This is a genomic window from Bradyrhizobium sp. LjRoot220 (assembly GCF_964252915.1).
GTDB lineage: Bacteria > Pseudomonadota > Alphaproteobacteria > Rhizobiales > Xanthobacteraceae > Bradyrhizobium.
Genome location: NZ_CAXUPS020000009.1, coordinates 229728 through 247500 on the forward strand (window position 1 = coordinate 229728; position 17773 = coordinate 247500).

The window sequence follows — 17773 nt, forward strand, 5'->3', positions numbered from 1 at the left end:
TGAGCCGCGCTTGACGCTGGGGGCACCCGCTCGCGCTGATGGGGCGGGCGTCAGACCTGCCCGTCCGTGGCGGGGCTGGCTGCCTTGCCGTCTTCATCCTCGCTCGATTCAAACTCCGCGAGGATATCGATGAGTTCGCGAACCCGGCCGCTCGCCAGCGGCCGGCCCTCGTTCATCAGCGGCTCGTCATTGACCATCCAGGCCTGGGCCTCCGCCAGTTCGTCCGCCGTCGCACCGGTGCCAATGATTTCGGCGATGGTCACTTCGTCGACCGGACCGATCGCCTTGATAACGTCGTCACGGGTGACGCGCTGCATGGCATTTCGTCCCTCAAACCGGCCCTTCGCCCGCCAACACGGGCGGGCGAAGGGAAACCTCTCGTACCTCAGCTGTGCGTCGTCAGACGGGGCGGATTCTGCGACATGAGCCAGAGTTCAATGGCCGCGAGCACCGCCACTGCGGCGCCGATCACGACGTGGACCGTCATCGCGGTGGTTCCCTGGAAGCCCAATATCCAGGGCGAAGCCAGTGTCCACAGTCCCACGACCAGGTTCAGCCACTCCTCCCAGACGGCGAATGCAGCAAGCGCCGCGATGGCAAGCACCGCGATTGCGATACCGGCGATGTTGGCGTTGGTAGATGCAGCACTCTCAGCAGTAAATCCAAATAGCCAAGGCGAAAGCAATAGAACCGCGCCGAGGATCAAGTTGGCAACGTCACAATATTTTGCGTTGTTCCAGTTCTCCATGACACCCTCCATTGAAGGTTTCCTGCACAAATCAACCGGAGAATTCCCGACCGGTTCCATCGCCGCTGGCTGAAAATTTAATGAAACGTCAGCCGGGGCGGGCGGGTTGTACCACGGCAGGGCTGCAGCAACGGCGGGCTGAGGACCATCCCGGCGCACGCTTGTGTGTGCTTGCGCGGAGCATGATGCTCCGGAGAGCCTGTCGCCGGCCCGAACCGCTTGCAGGACAACCGCCCGCAAGATCGAGACAAGACCGAGAGCAGACCGAGGGGTAGCCCTCATGGCCAGGCAACTCATCGCCCACAACAAGCCGGTGTTCGATCAGCTTCACCCCAATATCTACGGCATAGCGGTCGGCTTTGTCGCCTGGTTCGCTGTCGCAGCGTGGATTCTGTTCGACCGGCAAAGCGACATCGAACTTCCACTGGCAATGGTCAGTGCGCTGCTCCTGATGGCGGTGCTGGTACCTTGGTCGCTGTCCCTCGTCTGGAAAAAAATCCCAGCGGCCGTATCAGGCGCATCAGCACAAGACGGCATTCCGCGACTGGAAGGAAGCTGACTTCGCGGTCTGGGGCAGCAAGCTTCACGGCATGCACGCGGCGATCGACATGTTGCTGCCCCTTGCGGCCGTCGCGTTTGGCCTTACGGCGCTGGGCATCGTCTTCCTGATTTGCGCGAACACTGCGCCGTAAAAACGACCACGCGGGCCGGTACGCTGCCACGATGCCCTGCATCGCGCGCGCCGCGCCCAGATGGAGCAAAGCGTAAGATGGACTGACCTGATTAGCCCGTCGCCAGACCCTCTCCGCGATGCGGGAGGGCTTCGTGCTGACAGTTCCCCTAAACGACGATTCCCATGCCGGATGTCGCGGATTCGGCTCGCAAGTCCAGCGTGTGGTGGGCGGTCGCACGTTTGGCGGGTGTGTTCGAAAAGAGACACGGAAAGCGATTTCTCGCTAAGGATGTGGAATCTCCTTGAACAATTCAGCGCATGCTCGCCACAATCCCTGACGGGAGTTGGGGGTGTGCAGGCATGCGTGGCGTCGTGTCGATTTTGCTCATGGTCGCCCTGCTGTTCAACAGCGGCTGCGCGATCATAGAGAAGGAAACGACCAATCGCGGCGGTTATCTCGACGCCGTCCTCGACGACCACTGGATGAAGGCCGACTCGAAGGGCATGCGCGCGTTGCGTGCCTTTGCCATGCAGGTCTCGCTGGCGCGGATCGCATCCGTCTCCGCAAAGAACGATTCCGACCGGCAGCTATTGGCCATTCGCATCGGAGCGCTCACCAAGCGCTTCCTGCCAATCTACGCCTGCGCGTTTGACAGGAATCCGCTCGGGGTGCCGGGAGCGGAGAACGACCCGTGTTTCTATTACGACAGCGCCATGCTCGACTATTCGACCGGATTGTTCGATCTGGCGATGATCGCGTTGCCAGTCGAAGATGCGAAGAAGCTTCTCAATTCCGCAACCGGCGCTGTCATCAATCCGATCAATATTCTCGAACTGTTGAGCAATCTCGTCCAGATCGGAAGGGACGCCCTGAAATACGGCCGCGTCGTCGGGGCGCTTTACAGGGATACGGTTGAGTTGGAGGTTCAGTTGTGGCTGGCAACTCCGGCTATCGACAACCGGCCCCCTCCGTTCCTGGTCACGGAAGCACATGTTGCGGCGTTGAGGGAAATCTACGCGCGCCGGAACGACGATATGCCGGCATGGCTCGCTGTGATGGCCGCGCTCAGAAGCCAGGGCCTCGAGCCGATGCCGCAGCCGAGATTCTTTGTCGAACTCGGCGGCCTCATGAGATACCTCTGTAACCTCATCACGAGAGACGCCGCTGCGTTGGAAACTTGCAAGGCGGGCTTGCCGACGACATTGCGGGCGCCGGTTGCCGTGCTGAGCCCGCTCAGTTCCATCGGCATCGGTAACGCGGGCAGGGCGGCCGGCTCAGGCCAGCCCGGTTCGGGTACGGATACCGCACGACCGACGCGGCCAGGACAGCACGCTGAACAGCCTCAGCCGCCACCGTTGATGGCCAATGCGACAACGGACGTCGAGAAGACCATCACGGTTGCTGATGGGAAGAAGCTGCAAAGGATGCTCTGCGTCACGCCGTCCGACGGGTTCGACACGGCCACACGCGAACAACTGAAGAATTTCAACCGGGCTGTCTTGTCAACCGACAGCAATGCGATCGCCACAGATGCGAACCTCCAGAAATTGCGTGACGCACAGCGGCTTTACCCGGATTGCACGAAGGCGGGATTCCGCAATGGACTCGAGGTCGGCCTGTTTGCCCGCTTTGAGCATACCAAAACCCCGATGCGGCAATTGCTTAACACGGCACTGGCTGGCGCCAAGTTGGAGGTTCCGTCGGCGCCGGTAGCCCCTGTCGTTATCGACACGAAAACCCGCAATGCCATCGGCAACCTCGCCGCCAGGTTTAACCTGACGGGCACCGACATTACTCGGGAACTCTACGCGAAGATAAATCCCGAGAACTAATCCGGCGATCCCCTGGAGCGCAGAATGATCAAGTTCGTCGATCTTGCCGCAGAATACAAAACACTCTGGGATACCGCTGTCATTCCGCCGGCAAAGGCACAAAAAGTGAAGGGCGTTGCGCAGCAGCTACGCGAGCTTAAATCGACCTATGATGAAGTGAGCGCTGCCACGACGGTGCCGTGGTTCATCGTTGGGCTGATCCATAGCCTGGAAGCCAGCTTCAACATGAAGAAGCATCTTCACAATGGTGACCCCCTCAACGCCCGGACGGTACAAGTCCCGAGTGGCCGTCCGAAGAAAGGCGGTCCAACGTTTTCCTGGATCGAAAGTGCGGTCGACGCCCTGACCATGCATTGCATGCAGGATATCGGAAAGGACGGTTGGTCGATCGAGCGGATCTCGTTTGAACTCGAGCGTTACAACGGATTCGGATATCGCCGAAACCACCCGACCGTGAAGTCGCCCTACCTGTGGTCATGCACCAACCATTACACGGCAGGCAAATACGTCGGCGATCACAAGTTCAGTATGACCGCGGTGAGCGCCCAGGTGGGAGCCATGGCGGTTCTCAAACAATTGGTCGCGGATGGTGTCGTCAGGATCGGCGTGCAAGGCGACATGCCGGCACCGAAACCGCGCGTGCCGCCACCCGCTGTTCCCGTCCCAACCGGATTGTTTCTTGCCGACACGCGGCCGTTTGGGCTGCGCGCCGAACCGAGGGATGATGCCGAGCGGCTGCTGCGTGTCGAGATCGACATGCCTGTGAGGAAATTGGAGGAAGTTGACGCACTTTGGCGAAAAGTCGAGGTGATGGCTCCGGATACGTCGACGCATGCGGGGTTCGCACGGCAAGACTGGTTGACGCCGCAAACCGTCCTGTCCAGCTTCGTGCCGGAAGATTTTGCGCAGGCCTGTCTCGATGTTGCAGCCCGCTACGGCACCAACGCTCATCTGCTGATTGCGCTTGCCGATGCCGAAACGGCGCTGACGAACAACACCAGCCCGAACGGCCTCTATTTCGGCCCCTATGCCATTAGCGAGAGCGAGTGGAAAGCCGTGAACGTTCCGGCCGAAACGGGGTTTGGAGACGAAGGCCGCTTCAATCCCCTCGCCCAGGCGGCGATCGCGGCGCGCTTTATCGTCCAACTCACGCAGGAGGCGCGAGAAAGGCTGCCTGACAAGAGGCTGCCAAGTTCGGAAGAGCTATGTCTCGCCCGTGTTTTTGGGGCCGAACTTCTCCCGGCTTTGTTGGCCGAGGCCAACCAAATCAGGGCGGTCCGTGACGTATTGGCGCCGATGCCCGCTGCCGATATCGATGCCATCTTTGCGCGGCGACCGGGCCTGCTGACCGCCAATATCACCGTCAGGGATTTGCGCTCGGCAATCGAGGCCAGGTTGTCGACCGGCTTCGAAAATGCTGCCGGGTTGATCGGGAAGATTGATCCAGATCTTGCGGTCGGCCCCCCACAAACGGCAGATGATAAAGGCGACGCTCCGTGGATGGAGAAGGCCAAGGAGGAATTGAACAATAAAGTCCGGGAATTTGACAACGGCAGCAACCCGGAAATTGAAAAGTACTTTGTAGCGACTACCCTGGGCCGGCAGCCGGACGACGTATCCTGGTGCGCCGCTTTTGTTTCGTGGTGCATCAAGGAATCAAACGGTGCCCGTTCGCCGGTGACCTTTTCGGCACGGGCGGCCGACTGGCTGAAAAACGGAAAGAGCCTGGAAGGCCCTGAATATGGGGCGGTCGCTGTGACCATGCCCCTCGCCCCCGGCGCCAGCGGTCATGTTGGTTTCGTGACGGCGTGGGATGGAACTCATGTCACGCTTCTTGGCGGAAATCAGGGCAACGCGGTTTGCGAGCGGAATTTCCGGATCGATATCGTGCGTGGCTGGCGCATGATGTGAAGCGCCCTGTCAAAGATCGAGGCGCAAAAACGAAGTTTTAGGGCTCACGAAATTCCGGGCATCTGCCGCGTATTGCATGACCGGCGATCGGAAGTCGCCGGTCCGCTCGGCTATTTCTTCGTGATCCTGTAAATCGCATTCTCGACATCCGACGAGAAGTAGATCACCCCTGACGCGCCGACACCGACGCCGGTCGGGATGTTGGACGGCAATCCGCCGGGGGCAGGGGCTAGGCCGATCGGCAGGTTGCCGGCGATCTCGGTCACGGTCCCATCTTTCGGATTGATCTGGACGATGCGCCTGGCGCCGACTTCGGCGACGACCAGCATGCCGTCGGGCCCGAGCGCGATGCCCTCGGGCAATTTCAGGTCCTTGGCGATGATTGTCTTCTCGCCATTGGTGCCGACCATTGATATCCGCCCGGCGAACGCCTCGGTGACGTAGACGGCGTCGCCGGCTGCGGTAGCGGCCATGCCGACCGGTCCCTCGAGGTCGCCGATCAGGACGGTGCGGTCCTTGCCGTGCTCGCCGCCGGCGCGGACCAGCGACTTGCTGCCGAGCTCGTTGACGAGGATTGAGCCGTCGCCGAGCTTGACGGCGTCATGCGGCGCCTTGAATCCGTGCAGCATGTCGCGTGTCTTGCCGGACTTGCGGTCGATCAACTGCACCGTGCCGGTGAACCAGCTCGACAGGATCACGTCGTCGCCCTTCGCGGTGGCGCTCATCGGATATTCGAGGGTCACGCCGTCGGCGTGCATGCGGGCGGGTTCGGAGACCTCGCCGGTGGTGCCATCGACGGTGCGATAGGCGAACACGTCGGCGACATGGAGGGTGTCTTTGCCGCCGTCGGAGACGACGCCGATGCCGCCGGGCAGCGCCAGCTTGCCTGATATGACCTGCCTGGCCGCGCCGGTTTCCGGATCGACCTCCTGGATGCCGTTGTCAGCCATGTTGGAGACAAAGATGCGGTCCTTGTCGTCGATCGCGAGGTTGTCGAGCGAGGGCTTGAGCTGCGCCACCACCTTCTTGGCGCCGGATTTCGGATCGACCCGCACCAATTGCCCGAGCGCGGTATCCACTACCCAGAGATTGCCTTTGGAATCGAAATTGACCGCCGCCGGAATCTTGAAACCGTCGGCGACAACAGTCAGTTCGCCCTTGTCGACATCGACCCTGGCGACCTGGCCCTTGAACCAGAGCGGGCCATAGAGCCTGTCATCCGGCCCGAACTCGAAGCCGTTGAGGCCACCCATCTTCTCCATGATCTTGCGCGGCGGCTTGGCGCCCTCGACGTCGATTTCGTAGAGCGCGTCGCCGAGGAACACCTGCGTGGCGTAGAGCCGTCCATCCTTGCGGAACGCCAGCGAGTTGATGCCGGGCAGGCCGGAGGCGAGCTTCTTGACCGGGCCGTCGCCCTTGCGGGAATAAAGATCGCCGGTGAGAAATGCGGTCCACGCCATGGTGCCGTCGGGCGCAAACGCGATGTCGTCGGCCATGCCTTCCGGGGAGGCAACCGCAATTTTCGCCGTGCCGTTCACGCGATCGACTTCGTAGAGCGCTGCACCTGCGACGCTGCCGGCGAACAGCCGCCCGGCCTTGTCGATCCCGAGCCCATGGACACCGTGAAACGCCGAGCCCGGTACGAGTTTGGTAACCTCATAGGTCTGCGCCGCGGCGCCGGTGGCAAGAAACATTGCCGCGGCCACGGTCGCACCAAATGCAAGCCTGCTCGTCATGACGCAACCTCCCGTTTTTTATTATGGAGGTGAGTATTCTGTCGCCCGTGGGGTTTGGCAAACAAAACTTGTCGGTACGGCCCAGCTCGGCCGCCACAAAAATGACAACGCGCTGAGAACTAGACCCTCAAGAATTTATGAGGGTTCAGCCTGCGTGCAGATGACAGGCGACCGCGCGTCCCGGGCCTAGTTCGCGCAACGGCGGCTGGTCGGTCTTGCACACCGCCATCGCACGCGGGCAGCGGGTGTGGAAGCTGCACCCCGGCGGCGGCCGCAGCGCGCTCGGGACTTCGCCTGAAATCACCGCCCGCGGCCGGCGCGCTTCCACCTCGGGATCGGCGACCGGCACCGCCGCCATCAGGGCTTCGGTGTAGGGATGCAGGGGATTGCGATAGAGATCGTCGCGGTCGGCGATTTCGACGAGGCGGCCGAGATACATCACGGCGATGCGCGTCGAGATATGGCGGACCACCGCCAGGTCATGCGCGATGAACAGATACGTCAGCCCGAGGTGTTCCTGCAGATCCATGAACAGGTTGATGACCTGGGCCTGGATCGAGACGTCGAGCGCGGACACCGGCTCGTCCGCAATCAATAGGCTCGGCTCCAGCGCCAGCGCGCGTGCGATGCCGATGCGCTGGCGCTGGCCGCCGGAGAACTCATGCGGATAGCGGTCGGCCATGTCGGGCAACAGGCCGACGGAGGCGATCAGGGAGGCGATCTTGTCGCGGGTCGCCGCCTTGTCGCCATCGAGGCCATGAACCGCCAGCGGTTCGCCGACGATGTTGCGGATCGTCATGCGCGGATTGAGCGAGCCATAAGGGTCCTGGTAGACCATCTGCATCCGGCGCCGCACACCCAGCAGTTCGGCGCCCCGGTGCGGCGCGATGTCCTGTCCTTCGAACACGATCCGCCCGGCGGTCGGCGTCAGCATCCGCAGCACCGCCAGTCCCGTCGTCGATTTGCCGGAGCCGCTTTCGCCGACGAGGCCAAGCGTCTCGCCGCGCCTAATCGTGAAGGAGACGCCGTCGACCGCTTTGACGGTCGCGACCTGGCGCTGCAGGATGATACCCTTGGTGATGGGGAAATGGACCTTCAGATCCTCGACGCGGAGGATGGTATCGCTGGTGGCTTCGGGCAGCGCGTCAGACATGGGCGAAACACGCTTTGGCGTGACGGTCGGCGACCTGAACCAGTTCAGGCTTCGCGGTTCGGCATTGGTCGAGGATCGATCGGCAGCGCGGTCCGAAGGCGCAGCCGGGCGGCAGGCTGGCGAGGTCAGGGGGCTGGCCTTCGATCGGCATCAGTCGCCGGCCGCCACCGCCATCGAGGCGGGGGACGGACGCCATCAGGCCTGATGTGTAGGGATGCTGCGGCCGGGCATAGAGTTCACGCGCCGGGGCGACTTCGACAATGCGGCCGCCATACATCACCGCGACGCGGTCGGCATACCGGGCGACGACGCCGAGATCGTGGGTGATGAGGATCAGCGAGGAGCCGGTCTCGCGCGTGACTTCCTTCAGCAGATCGAGGATCTGCGCCTGCACCGTGACGTCGAGCGCCGTGGTCGGCTCATCGGCGATGATCAGGCGCGGCGCGCAGGCCAGCGCCATCGCGATCATGACGCGCTGGCGCATGCCGCCGGAATACTGGTGCGGATAGGAGCCGAGCCGGCTGGCGGCATCGCCAATCCGGACCCGGCCGATCAGTTCAGTCGCTGCCTCATAGGCCTTCTCCCACGGTGTGCCCCGATGCACGTTGATCGGCTCGGCCACCTGGAGGCCGACAGTCAACGCTGGGTTGAGCGAGGACATCGGCTCCTGGAAGATCATCGCGATCTTGTTGCCGCGGACCGCGCGGATGCCGGGATCGTCGAGCTTCAACAGGTCGGTGCCGTCGAACAGGATCTCGCCCTTCTCGATCCGGCCCGGCGGGTTCGGGATCAGGCGCAGCACCGAGAGCGCGGTGACGCTCTTGCCGGATCCGGACTCGCCGACGATCGCGAGCGTCTCGCCGGGATCGACATGGAACGAGACCCCATCGACCGCGGTCACGGTGCCGCGCTCGGTGCGGAACCGCGTCGTCAGGTTTTTGACCTCGAGCAGCGGGCGTGTCATTGCCGCCGTCCCGCTCAATGGCCCATCTTCTTCTTGAGTTCCTGATCGATCCAGATCCGGGCGTAGATCGGTCCCGGACGAACGGCGCCGGCGCGGAGTTCGCCGCCATAGTTCTTCACCCAAGGCCACCAGGCCGTGAAGATGTACGGCGTCGGAAGCCACACGTAGGGCGCCTTGTCCAGAATCTCCCGCGTCATCTCCTTCAGCATGGCCTGGCGTTTGGTCTCGTCGGGCTCGAGATAAACCGCGTCCATCTTCTTGTCGTATTCTGGATCGGACCATTGCGACGGGTTCCAGACCTGGCCTTTGACGAAGCTCTTGCGAATGGTCGTCGTTGGATTGGTGTGCCCGTTGTTCATGAGATAGCCCGGCGCATTGGTCTTGGTGGTCATGGCCGAAAGGAACGCACCGTATTCCAGGGTTTGAATGTCCAGCTTGACGCCGACCTGTTCATAATAGGCCGCCAGCAGCGGTATCAGGTCGATATGGTCGGGCGAGCACGCGCAGACCTGCACCTTGAAGGTAAACCCCTTGGGCACGCCGGCCTCGGCGAGCAGCTTTTTGGCTTTCGCGGGGTTGTAGGTGAAGAGTTCCTTGATCGTATCAGGCATCGCCTCCAGCGGCTCGAAATAGCCGAGATAATCGGGGTGCTGCGGGTAGGCGAACAGCTCGGCATTGCCGCCGTAATATTCCTTGACGATCTCCTGCTTGTTGACGGCGAGATTGAGGGCGCGCCGGACGCGGACATCGTCGAACGGCTTGGTATCGACGCGCATGGCGAGAAACTGGCCGCTCATCGAGAGCCATTTCGACCATTGGAGCTGCGGCGCGCTCTTCTTCAGCTCATCGACGGCGGACCACCTGATGGTTTCGAGAATGTCGAGTTTGCCGGTTCGCAATGCCGTGAGGAAGGTCGCCTCGTCCTTGATGGTGCGGTAGACCACCTTGTCGACCAGCGGAAGTTTGGTTTCGACGCCGTTGATCTTCTCGGTGCCCCAGTAGTTCGGGTTTTTGACATAGGTGTTCGAATTGCCTTGTACGTACTCGGCAAGCTGGAACGGGCCGGTGCCGTTGACGTTCTTCCAGTTGCCGCCGCCTGCATCGGCGACTTCCTTCGGGATGATGCCGGAATAATAGCCCCAGCCGAAGCGATAATCCCATTCCGCATTGTAGTTCTTGAAAGTGAAAAGTACGGTGTGCTTGTCGGTGGCCTCGACCTTGTCGATGTGATCGAAATAAGTGGCGATTTTCTTCGGACTCTTGTCGCGGTGGTTGAACGAGAACACCACGTCATCGGCGACCAGTTCGCGCGCCGCCATCACCCCGGGCTTGTCGGGAAACATCACGCCCTTGCGCAAATTGATCTCGATGCGGAGCGGATTTTCCTTCCATTGCCATTTTTCCGCAAGTTCGCCGCGGATCGCATCCGAAGGAATCCAGGCATCGGCATAGAACGAATGCTTGCCGCCAAGCCGTTTGGACTTGGAGAGGTCTGCGGCGAACAGTTGCTCGTAGACCTGGCCGGTATCGTGGTTCTGTTTCCAGTTCCAGTCGGCGAGATCCCAGGACAGCGCTGACAGCGTGACATAAACCGTCCCCACCTCCAGCGTGCCGCCGGGCTTGGGCGGCCCTTCTGATTGCGAGAATGCAGGTGTTGCAAGCGATAGGGCCACGGCGACAGACGCAGCGGCGAGACGTGATGCGGCGCGTGAATAGGACATGACTTCCTCCCGGATATTATTTTTTGGTCTATCTTGATCCGCGCATGCGTGGATCGAGCAGATCCCGCAAGGCATCTCCGAACACGTTGGTGGCGTAGACGACGACCGTCAGACAAAGACCCGGCGCCAGCGCCAGCCAGGGTCCCTGGAACATGAAGGTGCGGCCCGAGCCCGACAGCATGCCGCCCCAGGTCGGCGTCGGCGGCGGCACGCCAAGACCGAGGAACGACAGACTCGACTCGGCGAGGATCACGGTGCCGACGCGGGTCGTGAACAGCACGATGATCGGCGGCATGATGTTGGGCAGGATGTGTCGCCACAGGATGCGCCTGGTTGAGGCGCCGATCGATTGGGCGGCGTGCACATACATGTTCTCGCGCACCGACACCACGGCGGAACGGATGATGCGCGAGCCGGCGATGCCGAGCAGCAAGCCCAGCGTGCCGATGATCTGCGGCAGGCCGGGGCCGAGCACGGAAACCACGACCAGCAGGATGATGAGATCGGGAAAGCTCATCCAGGCATCGACGAAGCGCTGCGTGACGAGATCGACCTTGCCGCCGAGATAACCGGTGAGGATGCCGATCACGATCGAGATGACGGTCGCCAGCGATGCGGCGGTAAAGGCGATGATCACCGAAATCTGCGCGCCATACAGGCAGCGCGAGAGCATGTCGCGGCCGAGATTGTCGGTTCCGAACGGATAGGCCCAGGACGGCGCCGTCAGGCGGTTGCGCGGGCTGATCTGGTTCATGCCATAGGGCGCCAGCACGTCGGCGAACAGTCCGCACAGCAGGAACAGGATGAAGATGACGCCGCCGGCGGCACCCAGAGGCTTCTCGCGGAACAGGCGGATGACAAAGCGGAGGGCGCCGTTGCGCTCGGTCCTGCCGGTGGTGGCCGGGATGTCGATCGCCAGCGTCATCAGCGGTATCTCACCTTGGGATCGAGCAGGCCGTAGCTCAAATCGACCGCGAGATTGATCAGCATCACGCAAAGACCGATCACCAGGCTGACGCCGGTGATGATCGGGTAGTCGCGCTGGCTGATGGCATCGAGCAGCAGCAGGCCCATGCCGGGAATGACGAAGATCTGCTCGACGATGACGGCGCCGCCGATCAAGATTGGCGCCTGCAGGCCGATCAGCGTGACCACCGGGATCAGTGCGTTGCGCAGCGCATGCCTGATGACGACCAGTTGTTCCGACAAGCCCTTGGCCCAGGCGGTGCGGATGTAGTCCTGGCGCAGCACCTCCAGCATCATGGTGCGGGTCAGGCGCATGGTGATGGCCGACAGCGCGGTGCCCAGAATGATCGCCGGCAGGATCATCTGCTTGAGGTTCTGCAGCGGGTTTTCGGTGAAGGGGACGAACCCCACCTGCGGCGACCAGCCCCACCAGATCGACGGGAACACCATCACCATGGTGCCCATCCAGAAGCTCGGTACCGCCAGCATCAGGATCGAGAACGAACGGGTGAGATAGTCCCCGGCGGTGTCCTGCCGGATTGCAGAATAGATGCCGATCGGCAGCGCGATGCACAGCGCGATGACCAGCGCCATGAAGCCGAGCTGGAACGTGACCGGCAGCCGCGCGCCGAGCAGTTCGCGCACCGGCGTGTTCTGCCAGAGCGAGCGGCCGAAATCGCCGTGAAAAAGAATGCCGCCGATCCAGTGAAAATACTGCAGCCACATCGGGCGATCGAGACCAAGCGTTGCGATCAGCTGGTCACGCGAGAGCTTGTCAGCGCCGACGTCGTTCTGGGCCAGCATCATGTCGATGACGTTGCCCGGCACCAGCCGAACGATGACGAAGACGATCAGGCTGGCGAAGAACAGCGCCGGGACAAGCGCCAACAACCGCCGTGCCAGATATGCCTGCATCCTCCGCTGCCCCCCGTCGTCTTGTTGCAGCAAGAGTGGACCGCGTCCGAAACGCTCGCAAGCATTATCGCGACGCGTGCGATGCGATTTTGTCGCGGAGGAACTTGGGTGAGTACATGCGCACGCAAAACATTCCGCGTCGCGGAACAGTCGCGCATTCAACTTCACGCTAACGAACATACGAGGTGAAAAGCCGGGAAGTGAAAAGCCGGGAATTGAAACGGCTCAGCGATTGCTGACTTGCCGCACCGATGGCGCACCGGCAGCGTCGGAGACGCGCGCGGCATTGCCGCGATTGTTCATCTGGATGTCGAGGCGATCGCGTTCTTTCTCGAAGCTTGCCATGACCGGGCCTTCGAGCGAGCGGCCCCGAGGCAACTTCACGCGCATCGGGTCGACGAAGCGGCCGTTGACCAGGATTTCGTAGTGGACATGGGCGCCGGTCGACATGCCGGTCGAGCCGACGAAGCCGATGACCTGGCCCTGACGCACCCGCTTGCCGGGCTCCATGCCCTTGGCAAAGGCCGACATGTGGCCGTAGGCGGTCTCATAACCGTTGTTGTGCTTCAGCTTGACGTACTTGCCGTAGCCGCCTTCCCAGCCGACTTTCTCGACAACGCCATTGCCGGAAGCGAAGATCGGCGTGCCGTAAGGCGTGGCCCAGTCGACGCCGGTGTGCATCTTGGTGTAGCCGAGGATCGGATGGCGGCGTCCGCCGAAACCCGAGCGCATGATCGCGTTGTTGACGGGTTTGCGCACCAGGAACTTCTTCGCGCTCTTGCCGGTCTCGTCGTAATAGTCGACGACCGCGTCGTCGGGGGTCTGGAAGCGGTAGTATTTCTTGGTTTCGCCGCCGACCGTGAGCGAAGCGAACAGTACTTCGGTCTTTTCGGTGATGGTCGAGCCTTCGTCTTCGCCAGCGAAGAATACGTCGAAGGAATCGCCGGGCTGCACTTTGCGCTGGAAGTCGACGTCGTAGGAATAGATCTTGACCATGTCCTCGATGACGATGGCCGGCACCTTGTTGCGCAGCGCGGTCTCATAAATGCTCTGGTAGAGCCGGACGCCGGTGCCATCGTCCTCATCATCATCGTCGTCGTCTTTGTTGGCGGCAGCCTCGGCAACCGTATTCATGCTCTGCACGTCGACGGCGACGTATTTGCCGATGTCGGATAACGCGGCAACGGCCTCGATGGTGGTTTCGTTGGCGACGATCACCCGGTAAGGCTGCAGCCGCACGCCCGGACCGGGGGCCGCGGGGGCCATCAGGATGCGGAGTTTCTGGCCTTCCTTCAGGCCGCCGTCGCGGCCGCGGGCGCCAAGCGTTGCGGCGATGGCCCGGGCCTCGTCCGGCGTCGCACCCTGATCGCGCAGGATCGAGGTGACGGTATCGCCCTTCTTCACGACGTGAACGCGTTCGTTGGAAGGATTGCCGCCGGTGATTTGATCTTTGGTCTTCGGCAGCAGCGTGACGTTTTCCGGCACCACGCGGGTTTCAAAGCCGGCATAGGGATCGGAAACGTTGCCCTCGGTGGCGTAGGCCAGCTTCATGTCGGAATGCACGCCACTGGCATCGGCGGTGGCGTTTGCCAGTGTTGTATAGCGTACGCCGCCGGTGTTGCCGCGCCAGTTGGCCGCGTCGCGCACCCGCATCAGGACTTCGTCGAGGGCGACCACGGCGGCGAGTTTCGCCTTCGGCAGCGCCGGTGCGAGATCCTTGGTGACGAAGGAGACCTCGGCGTCGGGTTCGACGGCGTCGGGGTTGTTCGGATCGTCGGCGGCCGCGGGGGTGGGGGCGCCGACATCGGTCAGCATGCGCTGGGCGTTGAAGGGCGGGATTTTGGCGGAAAGGTCGCTCGTCGTCATCGACAGATTGCCGGAGATACGGATGTAGGGCCGAACCCGCATCACGTCGCGGTTGCCAACCCGGGTGACGGTCGAGACCCGCAGGACGTTGCGGGCGGCGGTCGAGTCACCGGGCGGCGGCAGGCGGTCGCTCTTGTGCAGGCTGGCGGCGCGATCATTGGCGCCGAACGCGCCGCGCAACGCACCTTCGACGCGCTCCGGTACCTTGGCAAAGGTCATTTCGCCGTCGAGCGACGCGAAAACGGCGCCGCCGATCAGAGCCGCGCCGCACAGACCGGTCAGAATAGTGCCGCTGAACCATTGTACGGAGACACGGCGGCGGTCGATTACCGCGGCCTCGGTGCCATCGACGGAAAGCGGCGGCTCGTGACCAAGATCAATGATCCCGGTCTCGCGTCCATAGCCGCTCCCGCGTGACGCCTTCTGATTCAACCCTGTGTCCCCCCAAATTCCATCAACATTCGACAAGACCTTCGCTCGATCCAGACCCGGTTTCGTCCCTATCAGGAGGATTCCGGTGCATCGCGCGCCGCACGAATCGATATTCGGGAATCAGAGGCCAGAAGACCGGCCGGAGTCTCGAACGTCAATGATGTGCAGATCTCTCGATGTTTCTCGGCCGCGTGGGGAAAGGCGACGGGTTCATCGAAATCGCCAGTCCCTGGTAGATGAGCGCCGGCAGCCCCCACTGGCATCCGGCGGTTCAATGCTTACGTTATAGCCAGAACGTCGCAGGATTGTGGCTCAAGTACGGCGTAAAGCCCCCAAACATATAGACTTCTTGGGCCCCAAAATTTCTTCCACATCATGCGACAATTTGTTGACGAAGGGCGTTGACAGGTCCGATCGGGTGGGCCTATAACCCGACCACTGAGCGCGGCGCTGCTTTGGCCCTGAGGCCAAGGCAAGTTGTCGCGCCCGTGAAGCTCCTCATTATGATGAGTGAATCAACAGCCGATACCAATCGGTTGTTATTTGCCGTCCGGTGAAGATGCTTCCGGAACTCCCAGTAGTGGGAAGCTCCTAGTAATGGGAGATGGGTCCTTCGGGTCCCGGGCTGTTTGACAAGTGAAGATGAAGAAAGAGAAACGTGGACGGCGGAGTCCTTGCGGGCCTCGATTACTTGAATACGCAAGTATTGAAGTGTTGGGGCCGGACGAAAGACTTCGGCGGTACACGTTTACATAGGTTACACCATCGTTGCCCACGATGTGAATCGTAGGCAGCTTGTCGGCTTCGGCCGGCAAAAAATGGTGGGACCTCGTCAAACGTTGTGATCAGCCGGTTTGAAGTTTCAAGTCCAACTTGAGAGTTTGATCCTGGCTCAGAGCGAACGCTGGCGGCAGGCTTAACACATGCAAGTCGAGCGGGCGTAGCAATACGTCAGCGGCAGACGGGTGAGTAACGCGTGGGAACATACCTTTTGGTTCGGAACAACACAGGGAAACTTGTGCTAATACCGGATAAGCCCTTACGGGGAAAGATTTATCGCCGAAAGATTGGCCCGCGTCTGATTAGCTAGTTGGTGAGGTAATGGCTCACCAAGGCGACGATCAGTAGCTGGTCTGAGAGGATGATCAGCCACATTGGGACTGAGACACGGCCCAAACTCCTACGGGAGGCAGCAGTGGGGAATATTGGACAATGGGCGCAAGCCTGATCCAGCCATGCCGCGTGAGTGATGAAGGCCCTAGGGTTGTAAAGCTCTTTTGTGCGGGAAGATAATGACGGTACCGCAAGAATAAGCCCCGGCTAACTTCGTGCCAGCAGCCGCGGTAATACGAAGGGGGCTAGCGTTGCTCGGAATCACTGGGCGTAAAGGGTGCGTAGGCGGGTCTTTAAGTCAGAGGTGAAATCCTGGAGCTCAACTCCAGAACTGCCTTTGATACTGAGGATCTTGAGTTCGGGAGAGGTGAGTGGAACTGCGAGTGTAGAGGTGAAATTCGTAGATATTCGCAAGAACACCAGTGGCGAAGGCGGCTCACTGGCCCGATACTGACGCTGAGGCACGAAAGCGTGGGGAGCAAACAGGATTAGATACCCTGGTAGTCCACGCCGTAAACGATGAATGCCAGCCGTTAGTGGGTTTACTCACTAGTGGCGCAGCTAACGCTTTAAGCATTCCGCCTGGGGAGTACGGTCGCAAGATTAAAACTCAAAGGAATTGACGGGGGCCCGCACAAGCGGTGGAGCATGTGGTTTAATTCGACGCAACGCGCAGAACCTTACCAGCCCTTGACATCCCGGTCGCGGACTCCAGAGATGGAGTTCTTCAGTTCGGCTGGACCGGAGACAGGTGCTGCATGGCTGTCGTCAGCTCGTGTCGTGAGATGTTGGGTTAAGTCCCGCAACGAGCGCAACCCCCGTCCTTAGTTGCTACCATTTAGTTGAGCACTCTAAGGAGACTGCCGGTGATAAGCCGCGAGGAAGGTGGGGATGACGTCAAGTCCTCATGGCCCTTACGGGCTGGGCTACACACGTGCTACAATGGCGGTGACAATGGGATGCTAAGGGGCGACCCTTCGCAAATCTCAAAAAGCCGTCTCAGTTCGGATTGGGCTCTGCAACTCGAGCCCATGAAGTTGGAATCGCTAGTAATCGTGGATCAGCACGCCACGGTGAATACGTTCCCGGGCCTTGTACACACCGCCCGTCACACCATGGGAGTTGGTTTTACCTGAAGACGGTGCGCTAACCCGCAAGGGAGGCAGCCGGCCACGGTAGGGTCAGCGACTGGGGTGAAGTCGTAACAAGGTAGCCGTAGGGGAACCTGCGGCTGGATCACCTCCTTTCTAAGGATGGTTCTTCAGAAGCTTGCTTCTATCGAACCGTTTTAGAAACATCAGTGGCCAACGATCGTCAGGATCGTTGAGCTGCATTGGCGGGATTTCGCCGTCTACGTTTCTCTTTCTTCGCGGACGAACACGCGCCAGGGGCTTAGCGCTTGTGCGATGCAGCTGGCGTGAGCCGGCTGCGCGCCATTGCGGCCTCTCGTGTTAGGGGCTTGTAGCTCAGTTGGTTAGAGCGCGCGCTTGATAAGCGTGAGGTCGGAAGTTCAAGTCTTCCCAGGCCCACCACCTTGATCGAGCGCATCACGTCTCAATAATCGACGTGAAGCATTCGTCTTCTGGTACGGGGCCATAGCTCAGCTGGGAGAGCGCGTGCTTTGCAAGCATGAGGTCGTCGGTTCGATCCCGTCTGGCTCCACCAGATGGAATTGAAGATCGACAAAGTGGCCTGCTAACAAAGCGCCTTTCAAATCGTCCGCGAAACATCACTTCGCATGT

General features: G+C 61.2%; 12 protein-coding genes, 2 tRNA genes and 1 rRNA gene. 6 read left to right on the forward strand and 9 right to left on the reverse strand.

From position 1 onward, the window contains the following. Positions 1–50: 50 nt before the first annotated feature. Both ACSQ84_RS30130 and ACSQ84_RS30135 read right to left on the reverse strand, forming a co-directional pair. Entirely contained in the window at positions 51–317 is a 267-nt protein-coding gene (locus ACSQ84_RS30130; protein WP_436215357.1) for a hypothetical protein, read from the reverse strand. 68 nt (positions 318–385) lie between these two features. Next, positions 386–748 (reverse strand): SPW repeat protein, encoded by a 363-nt coding sequence (locus ACSQ84_RS30135; protein ID WP_436215358.1) that lies wholly within the window; start codon positions 746–748, stop codon positions 386–388. 280 nt (positions 749–1028) lie between these two features. On the opposite strand from ACSQ84_RS30135, the gene ACSQ84_RS30140 reads away from it, so the two are divergent. From ACSQ84_RS30140 to ACSQ84_RS30150, 3 genes are all read left to right on the forward strand, one after another. Further along, on the forward strand, positions 1029–1307 hold the full coding sequence (locus ACSQ84_RS30140; protein WP_436215359.1) for a hypothetical protein: 279 nt from the start codon (positions 1029–1031) through the stop codon (positions 1305–1307). 474 nt (positions 1308–1781) lie between these two features. Continuing rightward, positions 1782–3254, forward strand: a complete 1473-nt coding sequence (locus ACSQ84_RS30145; protein ID WP_436215360.1) for a hypothetical protein — start codon at positions 1782–1784, stop codon at positions 3252–3254. Positions 3255–3278: 24 nt separating this feature from the next. Then, positions 3279–5165: a TIGR02594 family protein gene (locus ACSQ84_RS30150; protein WP_436215361.1), complete on the forward strand. Its 1887-nt coding sequence runs from the start codon at positions 3279–3281 to the stop codon at positions 5163–5165. Positions 5166–5275: 110 nt separating this feature from the next. On the opposite strand, the gene ACSQ84_RS30155 is transcribed toward ACSQ84_RS30150, so the two are convergent. The 7 genes from ACSQ84_RS30155 to ACSQ84_RS30185 form a co-directional block, all read right to left on the reverse strand. Beyond that, positions 5276–6901, reverse strand: coding sequence for a Vgb family protein (locus ACSQ84_RS30155; protein WP_436215362.1), 1626 nt, complete (start codon positions 6899–6901; stop codon positions 5276–5278). A gap of 145 nt (positions 6902–7046) precedes the next feature. Further along, positions 7047–8054, reverse strand: a complete 1008-nt coding sequence (locus ACSQ84_RS30160) for an ABC transporter ATP-binding protein (protein ID WP_436215363.1) — start codon at positions 8052–8054, stop codon at positions 7047–7049. After that, positions 8047–9018, reverse strand: coding sequence for an ABC transporter ATP-binding protein (locus ACSQ84_RS30165; protein ID WP_436215364.1), 972 nt, complete (start codon positions 9016–9018; stop codon positions 8047–8049). Before ACSQ84_RS30165 ends, ACSQ84_RS30160 begins: the two co-directional genes overlap by 8 nt. A gap of 14 nt (positions 9019–9032) precedes the next feature. Further along, positions 9033–10739 carry an ABC transporter substrate-binding protein gene (locus tag ACSQ84_RS30170; RefSeq protein ID WP_436215365.1) on the reverse strand — a complete coding sequence of 569 codons (1707 nt, stop codon included), beginning with the start codon at positions 10737–10739 and terminating at the stop codon, positions 9033–9035. A 28-nt stretch (positions 10740–10767) separates the two neighbouring features. Beyond that, positions 10768–11664: an ABC transporter permease gene (locus ACSQ84_RS30175; protein ID WP_436215366.1), complete on the reverse strand. Its 897-nt coding sequence runs from the start codon at positions 11662–11664 to the stop codon at positions 10768–10770. After that, positions 11664–12620, reverse strand: a complete 957-nt coding sequence (locus tag ACSQ84_RS30180; RefSeq protein ID WP_436215367.1) for an ABC transporter permease — start codon at positions 12618–12620, stop codon at positions 11664–11666. The genes ACSQ84_RS30175 and ACSQ84_RS30180 overlap by 1 nt, the downstream gene beginning before the upstream one ends. Positions 12621–12845: 225 nt before the next feature. Further along, complete coding sequence (locus ACSQ84_RS30185; RefSeq protein ID WP_436215368.1) at positions 12846–14918, reverse strand: peptidoglycan DD-metalloendopeptidase family protein; 2073 nt, start codon at positions 14916–14918, stop codon at positions 12846–12848. Positions 14919–15787: 869 nt separating this feature from the next. Here ACSQ84_RS30185 and ACSQ84_RS30190 point away from each other — a divergent pair. The 3 genes from ACSQ84_RS30190 (at position 15788) to ACSQ84_RS30200 (ending at position 17696) form a co-directional block, all read left to right on the forward strand. Continuing rightward, positions 15788–17278: ribosomal RNA gene (locus ACSQ84_RS30190) — 16S ribosomal RNA — on the forward strand. A 208-nt stretch (positions 17279–17486) separates the two neighbouring features. Then, positions 17487–17563, forward strand: a tRNA-Ile gene (locus ACSQ84_RS30195). A 57-nt stretch (positions 17564–17620) separates the two neighbouring features. Continuing rightward, positions 17621–17696, forward strand: a tRNA-Ala gene (locus ACSQ84_RS30200). Positions 17697–17773: the final 77 nt, after the last annotated feature.

Excerpts from the sequence above, each read along its gene's own strand:
- ACSQ84_RS30155 (WP_436215362.1), bottom strand. The coding sequence starts at position 6,901 with ATGACGAGCAGGCTTGCATTTGGTGCGACCGTGGCCGCGGCAATGTTT.
- ACSQ84_RS30180 (WP_436215367.1), bottom strand. The coding sequence starts at position 12,620 with ATGCAGGCATATCTGGCACGGCGGTTGTTGGCGCTTGTCCCGGCGCTG.
- ACSQ84_RS30165 (WP_436215364.1), bottom strand. The coding sequence starts at position 9,018 with ATGACACGCCCGCTGCTCGAGGTCAAAAACCTGACGACGCGGTTCCGC.
- ACSQ84_RS30160 (WP_436215363.1), bottom strand. The coding sequence starts at position 8,054 with ATGTCTGACGCGCTGCCCGAAGCCACCAGCGATACCATCCTCCGCGTC.
- ACSQ84_RS30140 (WP_436215359.1), top strand. The coding sequence starts at position 1,029 with ATGGCCAGGCAACTCATCGCCCACAACAAGCCGGTGTTCGATCAGCTT.
- ACSQ84_RS30145 (WP_436215360.1), top strand. The coding sequence starts at position 1,782 with ATGCGTGGCGTCGTGTCGATTTTGCTCATGGTCGCCCTGCTGTTCAAC.
- ACSQ84_RS30135 (WP_436215358.1), bottom strand. The coding sequence starts at position 748 with ATGGAGAACTGGAACAACGCAAAATATTGTGACGTTGCCAACTTGATC.
- ACSQ84_RS30130 (WP_436215357.1), bottom strand. The coding sequence starts at position 317 with ATGCAGCGCGTCACCCGTGACGACGTTATCAAGGCGATCGGTCCGGTC.
- ACSQ84_RS30150 (WP_436215361.1), top strand. The coding sequence starts at position 3,279 with ATGATCAAGTTCGTCGATCTTGCCGCAGAATACAAAACACTCTGGGAT.
- ACSQ84_RS30170 (WP_436215365.1), bottom strand. The coding sequence starts at position 10,739 with ATGTCCTATTCACGCGCCGCATCACGTCTCGCCGCTGCGTCTGTCGCC.
- ACSQ84_RS30175 (WP_436215366.1), bottom strand. The coding sequence starts at position 11,664 with ATGACGCTGGCGATCGACATCCCGGCCACCACCGGCAGGACCGAGCGC.